This window comes from Streptomyces sp. NPDC057694, assembly GCF_042799415.1.
Lineage (GTDB): Bacteria > Actinomycetota > Actinomycetes > Streptomycetales > Streptomycetaceae > Streptomyces.
This window is the reverse complement of record NZ_JBHVIX010000004.1, coordinates 253,005-270,743: the sequence shown is the minus strand read 5'-3', so window position 1 is coordinate 270,743 and position 17,739 is coordinate 253,005. Positions and strand designations below refer to the sequence as shown.

At 66.2% G+C, this 17,739-nt stretch carries 15 protein-coding genes and 1 pseudogene; 11 read left to right on the top strand and 5 right to left on the bottom strand.

All coding sequences use genetic code 11. From position 1 onward, the window contains the following. Positions 1-719: 719 nt before the first annotated feature. From ACFVDP_RS13380 to ACFVDP_RS13365, 4 genes are all read left to right on the top strand, one after another. Positions 720-2,342, top strand: coding sequence for a GxGYxYP domain-containing protein (locus ACFVDP_RS13380; protein ID WP_383487967.1), 1,623 nt, complete (start codon positions 720-722; stop codon positions 2,340-2,342). 341 nt (positions 2,343-2,683) lie between these two features. Next, positions 2,684-3,133, top strand: coding sequence for a DUF5710 domain-containing protein (locus tag ACFVDP_RS13375; protein ID WP_383487964.1), 450 nt, complete (start codon positions 2,684-2,686; stop codon positions 3,131-3,133). 101 nt (positions 3,134-3,234) lie between these two features. After that, positions 3,235-3,603, top strand: coding sequence for a hypothetical protein (locus ACFVDP_RS13370; RefSeq protein ID WP_383487962.1), 369 nt, complete (start codon positions 3,235-3,237; stop codon positions 3,601-3,603). A gap of 728 nt (positions 3,604-4,331) precedes the next feature. Beyond that, positions 4,332-5,915 (top strand): GGDEF domain-containing protein, encoded by a 1,584-nt coding sequence (locus ACFVDP_RS13365; RefSeq protein ID WP_383488555.1) that lies wholly within the window; start codon positions 4,332-4,334, stop codon positions 5,913-5,915. A gap of 416 nt (positions 5,916-6,331) precedes the next feature. Here the strand turns inward: ACFVDP_RS13365 and ACFVDP_RS13360 are convergent, their stop codons facing one another. The 4 genes and pseudogenes from ACFVDP_RS13360 to ACFVDP_RS13345 form a co-directional block, all read right to left on the bottom strand. Further along, on the bottom strand, positions 6,332-6,724 hold the full coding sequence (locus ACFVDP_RS13360; RefSeq protein ID WP_383487959.1) for a hypothetical protein: 393 nt from the start codon (positions 6,722-6,724) through the stop codon (positions 6,332-6,334). Positions 6,725-7,814: 1,090 nt separating this feature from the next. Continuing rightward, a complete protein-coding gene (locus tag ACFVDP_RS13355; RefSeq protein ID WP_383487957.1) occupies positions 7,815-7,982 on the bottom strand; it encodes a hypothetical protein in 168 nt (55 codons plus the stop codon). 307 nt (positions 7,983-8,289) lie between these two features. Then, positions 8,290-8,666, bottom strand: a pseudogene (locus ACFVDP_RS13350) (hypothetical protein). A 71-nt stretch (positions 8,667-8,737) separates the two neighbouring features. Further along, positions 8,738-8,917: a hypothetical protein gene (locus ACFVDP_RS13345; protein ID WP_383487955.1), complete on the bottom strand. Its 180-nt coding sequence runs from the start codon at positions 8,915-8,917 to the stop codon at positions 8,738-8,740. 296 nt (positions 8,918-9,213) lie between these two features. Between ACFVDP_RS13345 and ACFVDP_RS13340 the strand changes: the two genes are divergently transcribed. The 7 genes from ACFVDP_RS13340 (at position 9,214) to ACFVDP_RS13310 (ending at position 16,601) form a co-directional block, all read left to right on the top strand. Beyond that, entirely contained in the window at positions 9,214-9,528 is a 315-nt protein-coding gene (locus ACFVDP_RS13340; protein WP_383487953.1) for a hypothetical protein, read from the top strand. Between the two features lie 289 nt (positions 9,529-9,817). Next, positions 9,818-10,144, top strand: coding sequence for a hypothetical protein (locus ACFVDP_RS13335; RefSeq protein WP_383487952.1), 327 nt, complete (start codon positions 9,818-9,820; stop codon positions 10,142-10,144). A gap of 584 nt (positions 10,145-10,728) precedes the next feature. After that, positions 10,729-11,517: a hypothetical protein gene (locus ACFVDP_RS13330; protein ID WP_383487950.1), complete on the top strand. Its 789-nt coding sequence runs from the start codon at positions 10,729-10,731 to the stop codon at positions 11,515-11,517. A gap of 27 nt (positions 11,518-11,544) precedes the next feature. Beyond that, positions 11,545-12,705 carry a sensor histidine kinase gene (locus tag ACFVDP_RS13325; protein ID WP_383487948.1) on the top strand — a complete coding sequence of 387 codons (1,161 nt, stop codon included), beginning with the start codon at positions 11,545-11,547 and terminating at the stop codon, positions 12,703-12,705. Next, the gene (locus ACFVDP_RS13320) at positions 12,702-13,388 is read left to right on the top strand and encodes a response regulator (protein ID WP_383487945.1); all 687 of its coding nucleotides are present in this window, start codon (positions 12,702-12,704) and stop codon (positions 13,386-13,388) included. Before ACFVDP_RS13325 ends, ACFVDP_RS13320 begins: the two co-directional genes overlap by 4 nt. Positions 13,389-14,768: 1,380 nt before the next feature. Then, positions 14,769-15,128 carry a transposase gene (locus ACFVDP_RS13315; RefSeq protein WP_383488552.1) on the top strand — a complete coding sequence of 120 codons (360 nt, stop codon included), beginning with the start codon at positions 14,769-14,771 and terminating at the stop codon, positions 15,126-15,128. A gap of 546 nt (positions 15,129-15,674) precedes the next feature. Beyond that, entirely contained in the window at positions 15,675-16,601 is a 927-nt protein-coding gene (locus ACFVDP_RS13310; protein WP_383487942.1) for an LLM class F420-dependent oxidoreductase, read from the top strand. Between the two features lie 22 nt (positions 16,602-16,623). Here the strand turns inward: ACFVDP_RS13310 and ACFVDP_RS13305 are convergent, their stop codons facing one another. Next, positions 16,624-17,610, bottom strand: coding sequence for a LuxR family transcriptional regulator (locus tag ACFVDP_RS13305; protein WP_383487939.1), 987 nt, complete (start codon positions 17,608-17,610; stop codon positions 16,624-16,626). Positions 17,611-17,739: the final 129 nt, after the last annotated feature.

Sequence of the window (17,739 nt, the reverse complement as noted above, 5' to 3'; positions counted from 1 at the left end):
CGGATCTTTCGACACCGAACCAGCAAACCAGCACCTCATGCGTCACCCCATGGCGAAGGCGCATGTGCGTGGCGAAGAGTCGGTGGATCTGGCCTCGGCCGGGAGCGGCCTGATCACCAACGTCGTGACAGATAGTTCTGGGTGGCCTTGGTGGGTGGCATTCGGCGTTCTCCTCGGCGTTGCTGTAGTGCTGGAGATGGTCCTGTCGGCGGATGGGCTCGCTGATTCCGGTCGTAGGGGGGAGAGGGATCGGCATTACAGCGCACCTGGCCTTGGCTCCGTGGCAGTCGGCGGTACGGCATATCAGACGATCACCACGAGCGTCTCCATGGCGGAGAGCGCAGTGACGGAGGGAGCGGGCGCGGTGTCGGTGGGTGGGGAGGCCCAGGGGGCGATCTCCACAAACGTAGAGACGCTCGGCGACAACCCTCCGATAGATCCTGTCCGACAGTTGGGGGACGGTGGTGCCCGCCGTGGGAGCGGGGGATCGCACCAGTGACATTCAGATCGGCCAAGCGCGTCGTTCCCACTGCTACCGCTGCTGAGTAATTCCGGCGCGGCGGTGCCCTGATCGCGTGGAGACGGCCTGCGCCGCGGCGGTCAGCGGGGGCGTCATTCCTCACGCCCAGTCAATCCCTGACGGGGGCATTGACCGTGATCCACGGTGCTGACAACGTTGTCCCGCCTGCTCCTCGGAGATCCAGTGTGGAGGTCCCACCGTGCCACTCCCCAATCCCAGTCGGCGCAAGATGCTCGGCCTGCTCGCCACCACCGGTGCGGGTGTCGGCCTCACCGGGGCGATGCCCAACACCGCGTCGGCCGCGGCTCCGCCGGCTGGCGGCCTGTGGTGGCCGCGCGAGCGAATACTGCCCGGCTTCGCCGAACCGCGCGCACTGGACGTCGCGGACCTGACGGCGGCAGACGCCGACGAACAACTGCTCTTTGCCACGCTGCAGGGCAACGTGAATCGCAGTCGGCCGCGGATCGCCCTGCTGCGCGAGTCCGACGAGGGGCCGACCACCTGGCTGAAGACCGCCAGCCTGACCTACCGTACGGCCGGCGATCCGTGGTCGCTGCTGTCGAAGTACCGCTCGGAGATCAGCGGCGTCATCGTCACCGACCCGGCCCAGCCCGCGACCGTCAACCTCGCTACCACGTTGGCCGGCCTGCGCAACGCCGTGGCCGCCTCCCCCGACCAGTTGCCCAAGCTGACCGCTGCGCCGTACGGCCTGAAGGTCCTGGTCGACCTGCGCGGCCGGTTCTCCGACGAACTGTCCGCCTACCGCTGGGCGGTGGACAAGCTCTGGCCGCACGCCAGCCACCGCTTGTTGGTCGGGCTTGACCCCAGCGTCGGGGCCTATCTGCGCGACTACGCTGTTGCCACCCGGGCGCTGGTGCTGTGGATCCACGCCGACCAGCCCGACTCCCGTGAGCTGGGCGAGCGGGTGATGTCCCAGATGCCGGTCGGCTCCCCCTATCTGGGCTGGTTCCCCTCCGGCGTGGGCGGCGAGAGCGACGGCACCGAGTTGACCTCGGAGCACGGCCTGGTGGTGCTGGCCAGCGACTGGTCGCAGAACCTGACGGTCTTCGGCGGCGTGCAGGCGCCGCTGGCGAGGTCTCAGGTGACGCTGCCGACGCCGCGGCTGAGCAACCGTATCTACGTCACCTTCACCATGACAGAGGGGGACAACCTCCAGTACAACCAGCACCGCATGCGGGTGCTGTGGGACGATCCGGCGCGCGGTACGGTGCCGATCAACTGGTCCACCACCCCGGTGCTCGCCGACGCCGCGCCCACCTTCCTGTCCTACTACCAGCGCACCGCCACCCGGCAGGACTACCTGATGGCCGGGCCTTCCGGCGCGGGCTACGCGTATCCGACGCCGTGGCCGGACGACACCTTCCGGGTCTTCACCGAGACCAGCGCCCGCTACATGCGCCGGACCGGGCTGGACAGCGCGGTGATCCTCAATCGCACGTCCGGCTCGGACGTCCCGCTCACCGGTGCGAAGGCCCGCCAGTACCTCCACGACGTGCGCCCGCTCGGCCTGCTGGAGGCGTGGACCACCCGAACCGGGACCAGCGCCCTGGAGGGCAGCGTGCCGCTGTCCGTCAGCTACCTGACCGACTCCGTGGCGGACGCCCGGGACGCGATCGCGAAGGCATCCGCCGATTGGGACGGGACCAAGCCGCTGTTCCTGTCGATAGGCACCCTCGCCTGGAACTTGGCCCCGGCCGACGTGGTCACGATCGCTGGCTCGCTCGACTCTCGCTATCAGGTGGTCCGCGGCGACCAGTACTTCCGGCTCGCCCGCAAGGCGCTGCACCTTCCGCCCGCCTGACCGACGAGGCCGGACAGCCCGCTGGAGGTCGGGGCAGGCATCGACCGAGGGAGCGGCGCCGCGGTCACATGCAGCGGCCCCTCCCCGCCGTCGGGACCGTCCCGGACGAGCGTGGCGCTGCCGTGCGTGAACCCCGCGGACGCCGACCCGCGGGGCCGACCGTCTGCATGTGGCCGCACGACCGCGACGCACGAAAGTACCTGCACATCGCATCGAGGACGTATCGGATGTGGGGGCCTTGAATCAGTCGGTGGCGATGGGGTCGGCGCTGTCGCTTCTGGAAGAGCCTGCGGGTTTCGGCGGCGAGTTCGGCCCAGTTCCTCCAGCCGACGTACCCGGGCTTGGTCCGGGACGGCCGGTGCTTGTATCTCAATGTCCCGTACGAGCGGAAGGACGATGCGAAGCGCTTACTCAGGGCTCGTTGGGACAAGGTCGCGAGGCACTGGTGGGTAGACGCGGCCCGGCCGCACCGCATGCAACATGGAACAAGACCGTCGACCGCAGGGCGACCGACCCCAAAGGGCGTCACGTGGTCACTCGGATCGGGAACGCGCAGTCATCGCATGGACCCCGAAGTCGGCGGCCACCTGCTCGACCGTTACGCCCGGGCCGCGGTTCCTCGCGACCCGCACGACGTGCTTGCGGAACTCCTTCGGATAAGGCTTGGGCACAGCGACATCCTTCCCACCCGCCCCACAGGGCAGGCCAGTTCAGATGTCATCCGATCGTGCAGCAGACTCCTACAGGACACGAGGCTCCCAGCGGTCAGGGTTTTTGTACCTCGTACCTGACACCCGGTTCTCGGAGGAGCCGAGCGTAGCTTCGACGCGGTCATTCCGTTAGGAGTTGTTATATGGCTCACCGTGTCGGTTGTGCGTTCTATGCTGCCTGCATGCTGATCATCGTACGTTGCCACGCTAGGCAGCCCGAGGATGAACTCCGTTCGCTTCATGGTTGGTTGGAGGCGGACCGGGCTGTACGGCGCCACCTGCAAGCAGAGCTGAAGACCGACCGTACCCGTGTTCCGGGACAGCAGGGTGACGGCATAGACATCCTCTCTCTCGTGCTCAGTAGTGGCTTTAGCGCCGCGTCCCTCGCAGCTGCCATCGCGTCCTGGCGCGCCACGCGCCCGCAACTCCCTGCGCTGGTCATCGAGCGTCCCGACGGCACCCGTATCGCCATTCAGGAAGCGGATCCGGCCGAGACGGAGACGCTAGTGCGTAGGCTGTTGCAGGACGATCAAGCAAGTCCTGAATCGTGACCAGGCTGCCCGACCCGGCTGGAACGAGGGTCCTTCTCGTCGGCTCCGGTGCGTTCACTTCACTGGATGAGTTGCCGGCTGTGTCCGCCAACCTCACCTTGCTACAGGACTTGTTCACCGGGGCCTGGAACCTCCCCCTCTCCCATTGCACGCTACTCCCGGACCCGTCCCTGCCACGCGATATATCCAGAGCAGTCCAGGAAGTGGTGGACGCCGCCACCGACACTTTGCTGGTCTATTACGTCGGCCACGGCTTGATCGAACCGAGGACCGGGAAGTTGCATCTCGCCACCGAGACGACGGACCCCACCTCTGTTCACGACACTGCCACGCCTTATGACTGGATTCGTTGGCCGATCGAGAAGAGCCGGGCCCTGCGTCGAATCGTCGTACTCGATTGCTGCTATAGCGCCCGAGCGTTCGGAGTGCAGTCCTCCGCAGCGGCTTTGGAAGTCGACGGAACCTACTTGTTGGCTGCCGCAGCTGAGACGGCTGTGGCACTGTCACCGCCCGGCGAGCCACTCACGGCCTTCACCGGCGAGTGGCTCACGCTGATGCGGGACGGGATACAGGGCGAGGGAGAATACCTCGATCTCGACACCATTTTCAGACGACTACGTACTCGTCTGATGACGAACAACCGCCCCGAGCCCCACCGGTTGTGTCGTAACCAGCTGGGACAGATTCCCTTCATCCGCAACCCGGCCTATATCCCACCGCCTACGCCGGTGCCCACAGGTCACGTTGGGCCCCCCCGGGCGGACCGTACGGAACGCTCAGTGGCCGAGCTCTATACGGCTCGCAGCTTGGCGGACACTCTTCAGGCCGTCGCCGACGGCGTGGTCTCCGGTCTTGGATACAGGCTGGCAGCAGTAAACCTCGCACGCCCCGACGGCGATCTGGTTGTCGCCGCTCTGGCTGGCAGCCCCGAGGCCGAAGCCCTGATTACAGGCAGAGTGGGAAGCCGTGCATCGTGGGAACGGCGACTGGGCATGGGTGAGGACTGGGACGGCCTCCGCTTCATTCCGCACACCGAGGGATGGATTCTCGACGATGATGACGTACCTCAGTGGCAAACTGAAATTTCAGTGCCGGACGCGGAGGATGGCTGGCATCCGCACGACCGGCTTTACGCGCCGATGTACTCATCGAATGGCGAACTGTCTGGGGTAATCTCCGTAGACCACCCTGCTGACGGCCGCAGGCCGGACGGTGACAGTCGGGCGGCCCTGCGAACGTACGCATTCCATTCTGCTATCGCCCTCGCAAACGCGCGGTTGCGGTCGAACATGCAGCGGGCCCTCGTACGGCTGGAACGCGAACAGCAGGCATTGCGAGCCAGTGAAGAGTCATTCCGGCAGTCCTTCGAGTACGCGCCGTCCGGCATTGCCATCGCTGAAATGGGCGGCGACCTACATGGGCGACTACTCCGAGCGAACGATGCTCTCTGTCGACTCCTGGAGCGTCCCGCTTCCATGCTGCGTCGTTACTCCCTTACCGACCTCGTGCATCCTGAGGACATCGGGCTTCTACTGCAAACCTCCGCTGAGGGAGGTCAGACCGACCTACGCCTGCGCCGCCGCGACGGCACCTTCGTCTGGGTGTCTCTACGTAACTCAGTCGTTGCCGACGCGGCGGATGGGCCCCGTTTCCTCCTTACTCACCTGCAAGATATATCGGCGCGCAAGAGCCGGGAGATGGGACTTCTACGGCGGGCAACCAGAGACGAACTAACCGGGCTGCTGAGTGAGTCAGAGTTGCAAGTTCAGTTGGAAGATCATCTGTGCTATTCCGTCGATACGACGGAAGTGCGGCTGATCCCCTTCGTGTCACCATCCAGGGGGGTGTCGTACCCCTTCGGTGATGATCAGCACAAGCATAGGAGGATGCCGACGAGGGACCGAGCCACCCTTGCGGTAGTGCGCTTAGGCCTTGACGGCTTCAAGACGTTCAACGCAGAACATGGGCGAGCCGCTGGCGATACAGCTCTCCGTGAGATAGCCAACGGGCTGCTGGGCGAACTGCAGTCGTGGGGTGGTGACGGTGCCCTTGGCAGGGCCCAGTGTGACGAGTTCGTTCTGCTTGCACCTGACGTAGACACTCGCGAGGCAGCGGAACTGGAGGCTCGTCTGCACGCGGCCTGTCGGAGACGAGCGATCAGCGTCACCGGCATAGTCTGTTGGGCAACTTGCGGGCATACAGCGAAGCAAGTGCTTCAGTGGTCTGGAGAGCTGTTGCACGAGCGGAAGCTCAAGCGGGCTGCTGGTGGACGATATGTTCTGCCGACAGAGCCGAGCGATCGGCGATCTTGAATGTTGCCTTAACGGAGCTCCGTGGATACCAACGTTGATAACGACAACCGTCACGTTCGGTTGAGCTTCTTCGGTGGGTGAGCCGAGCTGGCTGCACGAGAGTCGGGAAGTCCGGCCGCACCAACTGGACAATCGAGCCGCGTGCCCGAACCTGCCGGCCAAGCCTGCACCAGCCCTGTTGGGCGTTTCTCTGTCGGGGGCGGGATTTGCACCCACGACCTCTTCGCCCCGAATAAGGTCCGGGCAGAGTCCGTGGCTCACTAGCTGAGCGTATGTGCAGTTCAGGGCCTTGGTATGCGCTGGTGCGGATCGGCTCTAGGACGGTGCTGGGAGAAGATCTTCTCCCAGCATTCTCCCAACTTCCGCCGATCGCGTGCGAGATGAGGATCTAGACAAGTCACCGGTGGGCGCGTCGGTTACTCCAAGGCGATCCGCGCATCGATCACAATGTCTGGCACCGCCACGCCCTCAGCAATCGAGAGGTCGACACCATCGATCACCGCGGCCACGGCGTCATACGCTCTCTGGTATAGCGCGCGCTCGCCAGGGGTACCGGCGGCCATGGGCAGCGTTCCCCACAGCGTGCGCTCCATGAACTGTGCCAACTGCGGACCGGTGGGCGATATGCGTAGCATCTCCCGGTCGTCGGTGCCCTTCTCTGCGGCCTCAGGAAACGCGACGGTGCTCCACTGGGTTCGAACCTGAGCACGCAGTAGCCCCCACATTAGGGCTGTGCACAGCAGATCGACCTTGGCGGCATCGTCAATGGGTTGTCCGGAAGAGTCGAAGACTGGTTCTGGCTCCGGCATCGCCGAAGCCCGTCCGTCGCTGGTCTGCTGTCAGCTCGTTCTTGATGTGGTTCGTCAGCTCGGTGATCTGGTTGTACATGGATCGCCGCTCGGTCTCAGCGCGCGGATCTTGCGGGCGAGGTACATCACGGTTGCGTGCTCGCGGGTGGCCGATCTGCGATCCGACGTTCGGTAGCAAGAGGCCAGCGTGCTCAAGGTAGGGGTGGACGGCGAACCGGCGTGAGGTGTGTTGGAGGTCTGCAGGGACTCTCCCTGTGCCGGCTTCTTGTCCACGAGAAGAAGGATGCCCAGCTTTCAGTACCACTTTCGGAAGGAGTCGACCTTGCCGTCGTGGATCGAGTTGATGAACTCGTTGGCCAACTCTTCTGAGACTAGGAACAGGAGACTGAACACCGTTGCTGTCGGGTCAAGTAGCTCTCTCATTGCTGTACTGATCTGAGTCTCGATGTACATTGGGACGCGGTGTACATGTAGCTACACAACGAAGGGCCCAACCCGGCTCCTACCCCAGGTCAGGCCCTTCGTCGCAGTTCACGAGCCCGGTCGCTCATCACGAGACCGGGCTCGCTGCGTATGCAGCCCCGGCCGTGACCGTCTCGTGTGTGGCCGTCCTAGTGGACGAACTGCCCCACCGTGGCGACAACCGCCACCAGTAGACCCGCGAAGGCCAGTCCTACCTGCCACCTCTCGGGGCCGGTCCAACGTCGTCGCGGTTTCCACTCGTTCGGTTCCACCACTGCTCCTCCTGTTCTCCCGGGGTGCCCTGACGGACTGCCAGAGCTAGCCAATCCTCCGAGTCCGGCGGAAAGATCCAGGACGTTGGGGGACGGCACTCGTGGGGGAGAACGGGTGGAACACGAGTAATCCTACTGGGGGCGCTGACAGTCGGTGGGCGCGTAAGTCATGTGGAGGGAAGGCAAGTTGTCGACCGATCATCACGGAGGGCTGACCAGCTTGCGCGGCCGTGTTCTACAACGCCTTCCACCGGAAGGGTTGGGGTCTACTGCAGGAGCGGTTGGCTTCCATGCGGTGAAACGGAGACACACGGCAGCGAGGAGCGAGGGGATCGATCGCGGGCGCCCGAAGTGCGTCACGCCTCTGGCGGCAGCATCGGGCGCGTGACGCCGGGTCTGAACTCGTACGCAGCAGCCTTGCTCTGGTGTCCCTTGGTGATGTCGTCCAGGGGAGGCAGGTCATCGTCGCGAAGATAGGCGGTCAGTGCCTCAATGATTTCGTGGTTTGCGTCCACCATGAACATCGCGCCAACAAGGTACGTCCTGCCTGCGCATCTTCAATTGCCTGCAAGGCGAACAAGTATCATCACTCGGTTGTAGACGGCTCGGCTCGGGATGCGGCGCACCGACATGGTGATGGAGCTCAGATGCTCTGCTGTGGCACGGCCCCAAGGCAGGTCATAGGTCTCCATGGGCGCCTTCAGGTCTCTGTCGGACAGGGACGCGCAGAGAGCAGAGATCTGGTCGCAGCGGGACAGAGCCTCCTCCGCGGCCGCTTCACCCAGGCTTCTTACTGATCGTTTCAGAATGAGACTGGCGGGCTGAGTGGGGTCAGTCCTCGAGGCGGCGCAGGATCTGCGTGAACTCGCCCTTCTCGACCAGGCCGGTGAGGACCTGGCTCATGTTGCTAATGCCGGCGTCGCGGACGATGAGCCCGTCCGAGCACCAGAAGTAGCGTCCTCCCAGAGCTTCGCCGCTCGCCGCCCACCGCTTCATCAGCGTCTCAACCTGAGACTAACCGTGCAAATGGTTGCGCTCCACCGGGATCCGTCCCGCAGCTGCACCTCGACGTCAATGTCGTTCACCGCGTCGAGGTCCTCGTCGGCGTCCGGCAGGAACGCGGCTTCGAAGTGCTCGGTGTGGACGCGGTACCAGGGTTCATCCCAGGGTCGCCTGCACTGGCGTACGTAAGGTGGTCGAGGAACCACCGCTTTAGGAGCGAGGTTGATCGACTCGGTGGCTAACCTGCGGAAGTGGCGCTTCGGTGGACTGCAAGCTCTTAGAGTCCGCGTAGCGCCTCGTGCAGATCGTCGTAGGCGGTCCAACAGTCGATGCTGCCGTCGTCGTTCAGACTGCCCATGTACCAGTCGTCGTCATGGACGGGCTTCACGAGGCACAGGCCGTGGAATCCGAGAACGATCTCTGGTTGCAGGATCTCGTGGTCTCCAGGGCCGGCCACCCATTTCACCGCCCGATCGGTATCCAGGGCGGCAGCCGCTTGATCCCCGGAGACGTCACGGATCCGCTGAAGGGTCCACCGTGGGGGCGGTTGGGCGTCTGTCACTCCCAGATGGTCTCACCAGGCATCGTGCACCACCGCTTTAGGAGTTCGATCACTGTTCGGCACAGCCGGGCAACAATCCGGCCGCACTGTTCATGCTGGACCGTCGAGGAGTACTGGCGTCCGGTGCTGTTGATGTCACTCGTGGATGTCAGCCCAGTGCGACCGCAGGCGCTCGCTGGCACGATAGCTCCGTGATTGACCTGGAGCGCATCAAGGCAGAGCGTGTCGCCTATTTTCGAGCACTTGATGAGAACGCCACTTTGCGGCACCACTTCCGCCACGCTGACGAGGAGGGCGGCTTGTGGTACTTCGAGGCAGTCCCCGACCGTGGCGAACTGGTCGTCATCAAGCAGGCCGAGCTTACTTCGGCCGACCGTCTCCACCGGTATAGCTGGGAGCACTTGGAGGACAAGCACGGCTTCCTGACAGACCAGGCGATCGCCCCTGAAGTGGACCCGATAGAAACCATCCCGGCCGAGGAGTTCCAGCGGGTGTGGACTCGGTGAGTGGGCTGGACAACCGCTTTAGGAGCGAGGTTGGGCGAATTGGTGGCTGACCTGCGGAAGGAGCGCTCCGGCGGACGTGGGGTACATCAGCTGCCAGCGCCCGCCGTTCCCCGTGGCTCCCCGCTTGTTCTGGCACGGTTGTGACACACGGGGAACATCTGATCCGTAGCTCTATGCGGGGCGGATGGTAGGGGTAGAACTGGTTGGGCTACGGCCATAGGCGGGCGTCGCCGCGCGAGATCGGTTGCCGTGGTTGCTGTACTTCGCTGCTGTACGCAGAATCACGCGCATGGGTTCTATGCAGCCAGAGCTGAGCTGGCCATACCAGGGCGGGGCCTTCCCTGAGGGACTGCTGGCGATCGTCCAGCGAACTGTTTCAGAGGGCCAGTTCCCTGCGCTTACCGTGATCCATGATGACGAAGACGACTGGTTGATCAGTGACGACGTGCACGACCCGAACGAAGACGGCGCGTCGGCAGTTCAGCATCTTCGGCACGCCTTGGCCTTGGACCCGTCGCTGGCCGAGCTGGCCACGATGCGACCGGGCTACGTCGCCCACCGTACGAGTGTGACCGCTCCTTGGGAGATCAGTGAGTGGGCCTACGCGGACGACTAGGGTGACTGGGGCACTCAGATGGCTCGTGCCATCGCCTTCCCGCGGCTACCCACCCGTTACGGCATGAACGTGGCCAGACGCTGAGCTTGGGAAGCTTGGGTGATCCAGGGGTAGGTGGGCGTCTGGCCTGCGCGGGAGCGGCTTGACGTCCCTCGGCGGTGACGGTCGGTTGCCCGCTGTTCTCCGTGGCTCCCGCCCAACCTGGCACGGGTCTGGCACGGCCCTAACCGATATGAGTGTTGATCGGGTCCACAGAGTTGAACACCACCGGGAGGGGAAGAATGCTCCCGACCACGATCCATCTGGTCCTGGCAGCGTGGCGGCCTCGGCTCGCTGACGGCGGTGGAACCAGTCGATCTCCCGCTCTGACCGTCTCGGATGGGGCGATCAGGCAGCTACCGGTGCGGTGTTGCTTCCGCCTCAACCATATGAAGACGGCCGCGGCCATCGCTGTAAAGGCGGCGAGCTGCAGATGCTCACTCGGCGAGTCGGCGGCAGTAAGCGTTGGTCATACCCAGGTCTGACCCCGCAGTTCAGCTCTTGGTCCGACGCCCCGGGGACGGGGCAAAGGCATCGTCGTCAGCATGACGAACCTGACGAGGTCCATGGTTGCCCCGGCCGCGACGATCGGCGCCCGACTACGTGACGCGCTGCCTGTGGAGCGGCTGGAAGGCACCGGTTTCCCAGGACGTTGGGTGGGCGGGGCGGCCCTGGTGCTCGGCCCACTCCTGATGCTGACCGGCGCATTGCTGCGGGTCCGCTTCCACTTCTTCTACCCCGGCCAACTCACGGCGTACGAAGGGCATCGCACTCTGGTGGCCACCGCATATGGCCTCTTTGCCGCAGGCAGCTTGCTGCTCTGGCCCGCGGTGGCAGTGGTGGCCGCGCGGATCGGGGCCCGGAGCGCCGGCTGGGGTGTGTGGGGCGGGGTCCTGGTGATGTTCGGGCTGTTCGCCCGCGCCTTCCACGCGGGGGCGGACCATCTCGCCTTCCAGCTGGTGCGTTCCCAGGGGGTCGGGCCCGCCACTGAAGCGGTCTCCGCCGGCTACGGTGCCTTCCACGTCTTTGCCGCGCTGAACCTCGCCGTCCTCGCGGGGTGGATCGTCCTTGCCCTTGGGGCCTGGCGTACCCGGGTGCTCGGTCCGGTCCGCGCTGCCGCACTCGGCCTCACAGCGGCACTGCCTCTCGGAGTACTCAAGGGGACCACCCCTCTGTCGCTGGTGGCCTTGGCCGGACTGTGCGCCGGGTTGGTGCCGTTGGGCCTGGCGCTGCTGCGTGAAAGGCCCCGTCCCACCCGGAAGACGGTGCTGCGCTGGGTGCCACTGACCCTGGTGACGCTCGGGCTCATGATGCTGCTCGGACAGGCCGGCTGAGTGCGCCCGTACAGATACGGTCGGGCCATGAAGCGCAAGGGGCAACAGCATCTCTACGCCTTCGACCTCTGCGTTGCCCTGGCCCTGACCGCCGCGTACGTCGGCTTCGCCCAGATGACCGCCGACGACGGCCAACCCACCTTCACCGGTCCGCTCTGGCTCGGCTGTCTGATCGCCGCCGCGGTCGGCCTGCCGATCGCCGTACGTCGTCGTTGGCCGCTCGGGGTCCTGGGAACCGTGCTCGCGGCCTCGGCCGCGGCGTCGCTCCTCGACATTCCTCGCGAGCCGTACATCGCCGTCGCTCTGGCGGCTTACCTCGTCGGCCTGGCCGAGCCCGCCCGCCGGTCCGTGCTCGCACTCGCGGTGACATTGCCGGGGGCGTGCGGTGCCGTCTACCTCGGCGAGGCGGTGATCACTCCCGCCGAGAGCTGGCGGGGCGCCGTAGGAGTGGCCGGCTTGGTGTTTCTGGTGATCGGCGGGGCCTGGGGCGCAGGGTTCACCGTGCGGGGCCGCCGAGGCGAGGCAGAGCGCGAGGAGCGACGTCGGTCGGAGCGCGCGCTGGACGAGGAGCGCTTGCGGATCGCCCGTGAGCTGCACGACATCGTCTCGCACAACCTCAGCCTGATCGCCGTCAAGGCGGGTGTCGCCGGGCATGTTGCGGAGGCAGACCCGCAGGAGGCGCGAGCCGCGCTCAAGGTCATCGAGGAGACAAGCCGTTCCGCGCTGGCCGAGATGCGCCGCACACTCGGCGTGCTGCGCACCGAAGGCGCGCCCCTGGGCCCTGTACCGGTCCTCGACCGCCTCGGCCTCCTCGCTGCAGAGGCGAACCGGACAGGGGTGAACGTCGACTTGACGGTGCACGGTACGCAGGGCCTCGCCGAGGGCACACAGCTGACCATCTACCGCATCGTCCAGGAATCCCTCACCAACGCGGTCCGGCACGCTGCTCCGACCCGCTGCCAGGTCACGGTCGAGGCCGATGCGCGCGAGGTCCGCATCGACATCGAGGATGAGGGACCGTCGCCCGGACGCCCACCGGCAGACCGCGCAATGCCCGGCGGCCACGGCCTGCTGGGGATGCGGGAGCGGGCGATGATGTACGGCGGGAGTTTCGAGGCGGGGCCCCGGCAGGAGGGCGGTTTCGCGGTGTCAGTCCGGCTGCCTGTCGAGGGGAAGCAACAAGCATGAGTGATGAACCGCAAGTTCGGGTGCTGATCGCCGACGACCAGGCGATGGTGCGCGGCAGCTTCCGCATCCTTGTGGACCACACACCCGGTATGACCGCCGCGGGCGAGGCCGCGGATGGAGCAGAGGCCCTGGAACTTGCCCGCCGTGAACGGCCGGACGTCGTGCTGATGGACGTACGCATGCCAACGCTGGACGGAATCGAGGCGACCCGCCAGATCTGCTCGGACCCGTCCCTGTCCGGCGTCCGAGTCCTCATCCTCACCACCTTCGACCTGGACGAGTACGTCTACGCCGCTCTGCGCGCGGGAGCCGCGGGTTTTCTGCTGAAGGACACTCCGCCGACCGAGGTCCTCAACGCCATCGGCGTTGTTGCTGCGGGCGAGGCACTGCTCGCCCCCTCGGTGACACGCCGCCTGATCGCGGAGTTCGCCCGCCATCCGGAGCCGACACGACCACCGAGCAGCTCGCTTGACGCGATCACCAACCGCGAGTCGGAGGTGCTCGGCCTGATCGCCCTCGGCCTGTCCAACAGAGAGATCGCAGAACATCTCCACCTGAGCCTTGCCACGGTCAAAACCCACATCGGCCGCCTGCTCGCCAAACTGCACGCACGCGACCGTGCTCAGCTTGTCATCGTCGCCTATGAGACTGGGCTCGTCGGCGACCGGCGGCGTGGAGTGTGACGTTCAAAGGACGGACGGCCTTAATCGAAGGTCCGGGGCGCGCACCTGACGTGCCGAGAGCACGAAAGGCCCTGCCGTCTATCAAAACGGCAGGGCCTCTGACCTTGTATTTCGTCTATGCCCCCGGCAGGATTCGAACCTGCGACACCCGCTTTCAGGAGTTCGATCCGACGATGGTTGCGGCCCTGGATTGCTACAGCTGCAGGACCGGATCACTCCACCTGGAACCTTTGTGGCCCGCTGGTGTCCGCTGTCGTTGATGTCAGGCTTGGATGTCAGCCTGCCTTCCGATGGGCACTCCGGCGGAGCAGTATGCGGCGTATCTGAGGCTGAACCTCGGACCTGCCGAGATCCCTTCGCAAGCCAGCGTGCCTACGGTGCAAAGCGCCTCTCATTGAAGCAGATTGACCCTGATGGTGGCTGCGAGTCCCCGTGGCTGTCCGCACGATCTGGCGCGGTTGTGGCACGCAACCGTCGGCCCTGGCCGACATCGCTGTGACTGCCAGCAGCCACGGTCGCGATCCGTGAATCAGACAGCGGGTAGCAATCTGCTGTGCTGAACTCGACACATGCAGTCCGTACTTGTCGCACTCATAGCCGTTGCAGGCACCTTGGGGGGATCGCTCGTCACGGGCCTGCTGCAACACCGCCAAGCAGCCAAACTCGAGCTCGCCGCACGGACGGAACGTGCACGCCGGGAGCGCTTGGCCGCCTACAGCACGTTCGTGGGAGCCATCGTTGAGTTCAGGCGTTGGCAGATCAGGCGGGGATGGATCAAGAGGGATCACGAGCTCACGGACGTGCGGTACATCGACACGAAGGACGCATGCGACCAGGCACGTACAGCGGTACGAAGCGCGCTCTTGGGACTCCAACTCCTACCCGCAGACGAGTCAGCACTGAACGCTGCACGGGCCTCTCTAACCGCCGCCATCAGGATTGAAGATGCGGCTGACACCGTCCAACTGAACCAACAGTCCGAAGTTGCGCGAGAAACAGTGGAGGCCTTCGCGGAAATGGCGGCCCGGCTTGAGCAGCCCCAGGCACCGGGCCGACCGACATCTGCCTTGTAGGGGCGGATGTGGTCGTCGACAGGTCCGCCCAGGCCACTTCGGTTGTAGCGGCAGCCCAGGTGAACGGCGCATCTCGACTGTGGCGGGCCGTCGTTGGCCGCACGATGTGGCACGGCTGTGGCACACGACCGCTTCGTCCCGAAGCAACTCGGGATGGCCACTGCCCTTGGGCTGCTGTGCCAGTCACCTGCGTTGATGGTCCGCTGACGTCCACGGTTGGGCGCGGTTGTGCGTTGCGGTTGTCACGCAGTTAGTGGGTGTCTGAGAAGCCCCTTTCAGGGCAGGCGAGTTGGTAGTTCGTGCGCTGATGGAGGCCGGGATGGCCGGGGAACGGCGCGCGTATCCGACTGACCTGTCTGACGTGGAGTGGGCGGTGCTGGCACCGCTTGTGCCGCCGCCGAAACCGGGCGGGAGACCAGCGAAGCACCCCCGCCGCGAGATCATCGACGCCCTGGCCTACTGGCTACGGGCCGGCTGCGCCTGGCTGCTGCTGCCGCACGACTTCCCGCCGTACCAAACCGTCTACCACTACTGGCGGCGGTGGCGGATCGAGGGCCGCTGGGAAGAGATCCTCGCCGTACTGCGAGCCAGGGAACGTACCGGCCAGGGCCGGGAACGGCGCCCCCCATCCGGTGCCGGCCGCCCCCCGCCGGAGGCATGTCTTTGACCGTGGGCCGGGACGCGTCGGGTGCTCGACTCGTATCCTCCGGGCCTATCCACTGTGGGCGGGCGTCGACGCAGCCGGGCGGCGCTGTCGTCATGGACGGGGTCTTCAAGCGGGATCTGGAGCCGTAGTCACGCAGATAGACACGCACGCAGAAACAGGTGAGGCGCCTACCGAATCCGGTAGGCGCCTCACCTGGTGTTGTGGCTGTCGGGGTGGCGGGATTTGAACCCACGACCTCTTCGTCCCGAAGGAAGTTCACGGCGGCTGCGCTGAGTTCGGGGCTACGCTGACCGTTGTCTTAACGGAGTTTCGCGGACACCAACAAGGACAATCCGCGGCGGCAGGTGCGGTTGAGCTTCCTCGGCGGGTGAGCGTAACCCCAGGTCAACTCGGGCTCACTGGAAGTCGACTCCGCGGCTTCCGGCTCCCCGCCCCCGCTTCGTGTCGCGCCTCGTTTCGTGGTTAGCCTGGCGTCTCCGACCAACAACAACGGCGTGGGCTCGCCGCATCGGTGATGTCGTGCGACCTACGAGAGGAGACCTGTCAGTGAAGTTCGGGATCAACGTGCTCAATTACGGGCCGGGTACCACCCCCGCATCCATGGAGGACTGGGTTCTCCGCGCCGAGGGGCTGGGGTTTCACCTGGCGATGATCTCGGACCATGTGACGCTCCCACAGGAGGCCCTGCCGGTCTTCCCTCCGCCGTTCTACGACCCGTTCACCACCCTCGCCTACCTAGCCGGCCGCACCACGACCATCGAGCTGGGCACCACGGTTATCGTCCTCCCGTACCGGCACCCGCTGCAGACGGCCCGGGTCGCGGCCAACATCGACCAGATGAGCAACGGCCGGTTCGTGTTCGGCGTGGGCGTCGGCTGGTCGGAGCAGGAATTCCAGGCGCTGGGCGTCGACTTCGCCGCCCGAGGCAAGATCACCGACGAGTACCTGACGGCCATCAAGGACCACTGGACCAAGCCGCTGGTCTCCTTCCACGGCGAGCACCTGGACTACACCGACATCACCACCGGCCCCGCCCCGGTCCGTGACCCGCACCCGCCGGTCTGGGTCGGCGGGCTCAACGGCCCCGCCATGCGGCGGGCCGCGCGCTTCGGCGACGCCTGGCACCCGTTCGGTCTCGGCCCGGCCGACCTCCGGGAGCGGCTGCCCAAGCTCAAGGCCGCCGCCGAGGAGGCCGGGCGTCCTACGCCCGCCCTCGCGCCGCGAATCCCGCTGCACCTCACCGAGCAGCCGGTTCCGGAGGAGGGGCGGCTCACCGGGCACGGCACCGTCGCTCAGGTGCGGCGCGACCTGGAGGAGCTGGCCGAGCTCGAGCCGGACTGGATCGTGCTGGACACCTTCCTCACCTTCTACCTCGGCGCCGTCTCCGCGGAGGAGGTTCCCCGCCACGACCCGGCCCAGCTGGAGATCGCCGCGGCGGAACTGCTCGACCTCAAGGGCGAGACCCTGCGCTGACGGAGGCAACGTCGACGATGCTTCACAGCCACCCGTTGCGCTGCGCGTGCAACGCCAGCTGGAAGCGGTTCGCGGCGCCGAGCCGGGCCATCAGGATCTGGAGGCGGCGGAAGAGGGTGCGTCGGCTGAAGCCCAGTTCGCGGGCGATGGTCTCGTCGCTCGCGCCGCCCGCGAGGAGCCACAGCAGACGGCGGTCGGCGGGCGGCGGGCCGCCCGGGATCGTGGTGCGGCCGTGGAACGGCAGGGCCTGGTGCCAGCACTGCTCGAACAGGGCCACCAGCGCGGACAGCAGCCCGCACGGCTGTACGACCAGCATCGTGTGGTTCACGTCGGCCTCTCCGCTGGCCAACGACACCAGGGCGTACGCGTCGTCGATGATCACGAGCTTGACCGGTACCGAGGGCAGCACGCGGGCCTGCTCGCCGGCGTTGATGCACGGTTCGATGGACTCCCGCAGGCGGCCCGGATGCTCCAGCGACTCACGTGAATAGACGACCCGCTGGGTGACGCCGCGGGCGAGCGTCGCCAGCGCGTCGTCCGTGGACTCGGGCATGGGGGAGTACGGCGGTGACTCCAGCTGGCGGATCTGCCGGCGGGCGCTCGCCCAGGCCTGCCGTGTCCGGGGGCCGACGGCATCGCCGGTGACGACCTCGACGAGCGTGTCCCGGTGGGTGGCGAGCCGGCGGCGCCGGAACGACTCGAAGGCACCGCCGACGGCGACCCGTGACTCCTCGAGCTCGGCCGTCCGGTGCCGGGCGAGCACCTCCAGCGCGGCGGCCGGCGGCACCGGCGCCACCGGATCCCCGTCCGGCCCGGCGGCCACGGCAAGGCCCGCGTCGACGAGCGCGCCGTACGCCGCCTCCGGGTCGTCGGCCCGGTCCAGGCCCGCCGCCGTGGCGATCTCGCCCAGCGGAGCGGGAGCCAGGTCGAGCAGCGCCGGATAGAGCCGGGCCGCCGCGTCGTCGAGGCCGAGCAGCCGGAGGGCCGCACCGAGTTTCACGTTCGTCATGAAGCGCATTATCGGCCCCTTCCGGAGCCCGCGCGTGGCCGATCCGTGCCAGTGGCACTACTGAGCACCACAGGGTCGCCGAGCGGCATACGGTGCGTGACGACCGCTGTCGGCAGCGGAACATCCCGA

Excerpts from the sequence above, each read along its gene's own strand:
- ACFVDP_RS13370 (WP_383487962.1), top strand. The coding sequence starts at position 3,235 with ATGCTGATCATCGTACGTTGCCACGCTAGGCAGCCCGAGGATGAACTC.
- ACFVDP_RS13360 (WP_383487959.1), bottom strand. The coding sequence starts at position 6,724 with ATGCCGGAGCCAGAACCAGTCTTCGACTCTTCCGGACAACCCATTGAC.
- ACFVDP_RS13355 (WP_383487957.1), bottom strand. The coding sequence starts at position 7,982 with ATGTTCATGGTGGACGCAAACCACGAAATCATTGAGGCACTGACCGCC.
- ACFVDP_RS13335 (WP_383487952.1), top strand. The coding sequence starts at position 9,818 with ATGGGTTCTATGCAGCCAGAGCTGAGCTGGCCATACCAGGGCGGGGCC.
- ACFVDP_RS13330 (WP_383487950.1), top strand. The coding sequence starts at position 10,729 with ATGACGAACCTGACGAGGTCCATGGTTGCCCCGGCCGCGACGATCGGC.
- ACFVDP_RS13325 (WP_383487948.1), top strand. The coding sequence starts at position 11,545 with ATGAAGCGCAAGGGGCAACAGCATCTCTACGCCTTCGACCTCTGCGTT.
- ACFVDP_RS13320 (WP_383487945.1), top strand. The coding sequence starts at position 12,702 with ATGAGTGATGAACCGCAAGTTCGGGTGCTGATCGCCGACGACCAGGCG.
- ACFVDP_RS13315 (WP_383488552.1), top strand. The coding sequence starts at position 14,769 with ATGGAGGCCGGGATGGCCGGGGAACGGCGCGCGTATCCGACTGACCTG.
- ACFVDP_RS13305 (WP_383487939.1), bottom strand. The coding sequence starts at position 17,610 with ATGACGAACGTGAAACTCGGTGCGGCCCTCCGGCTGCTCGGCCTCGAC.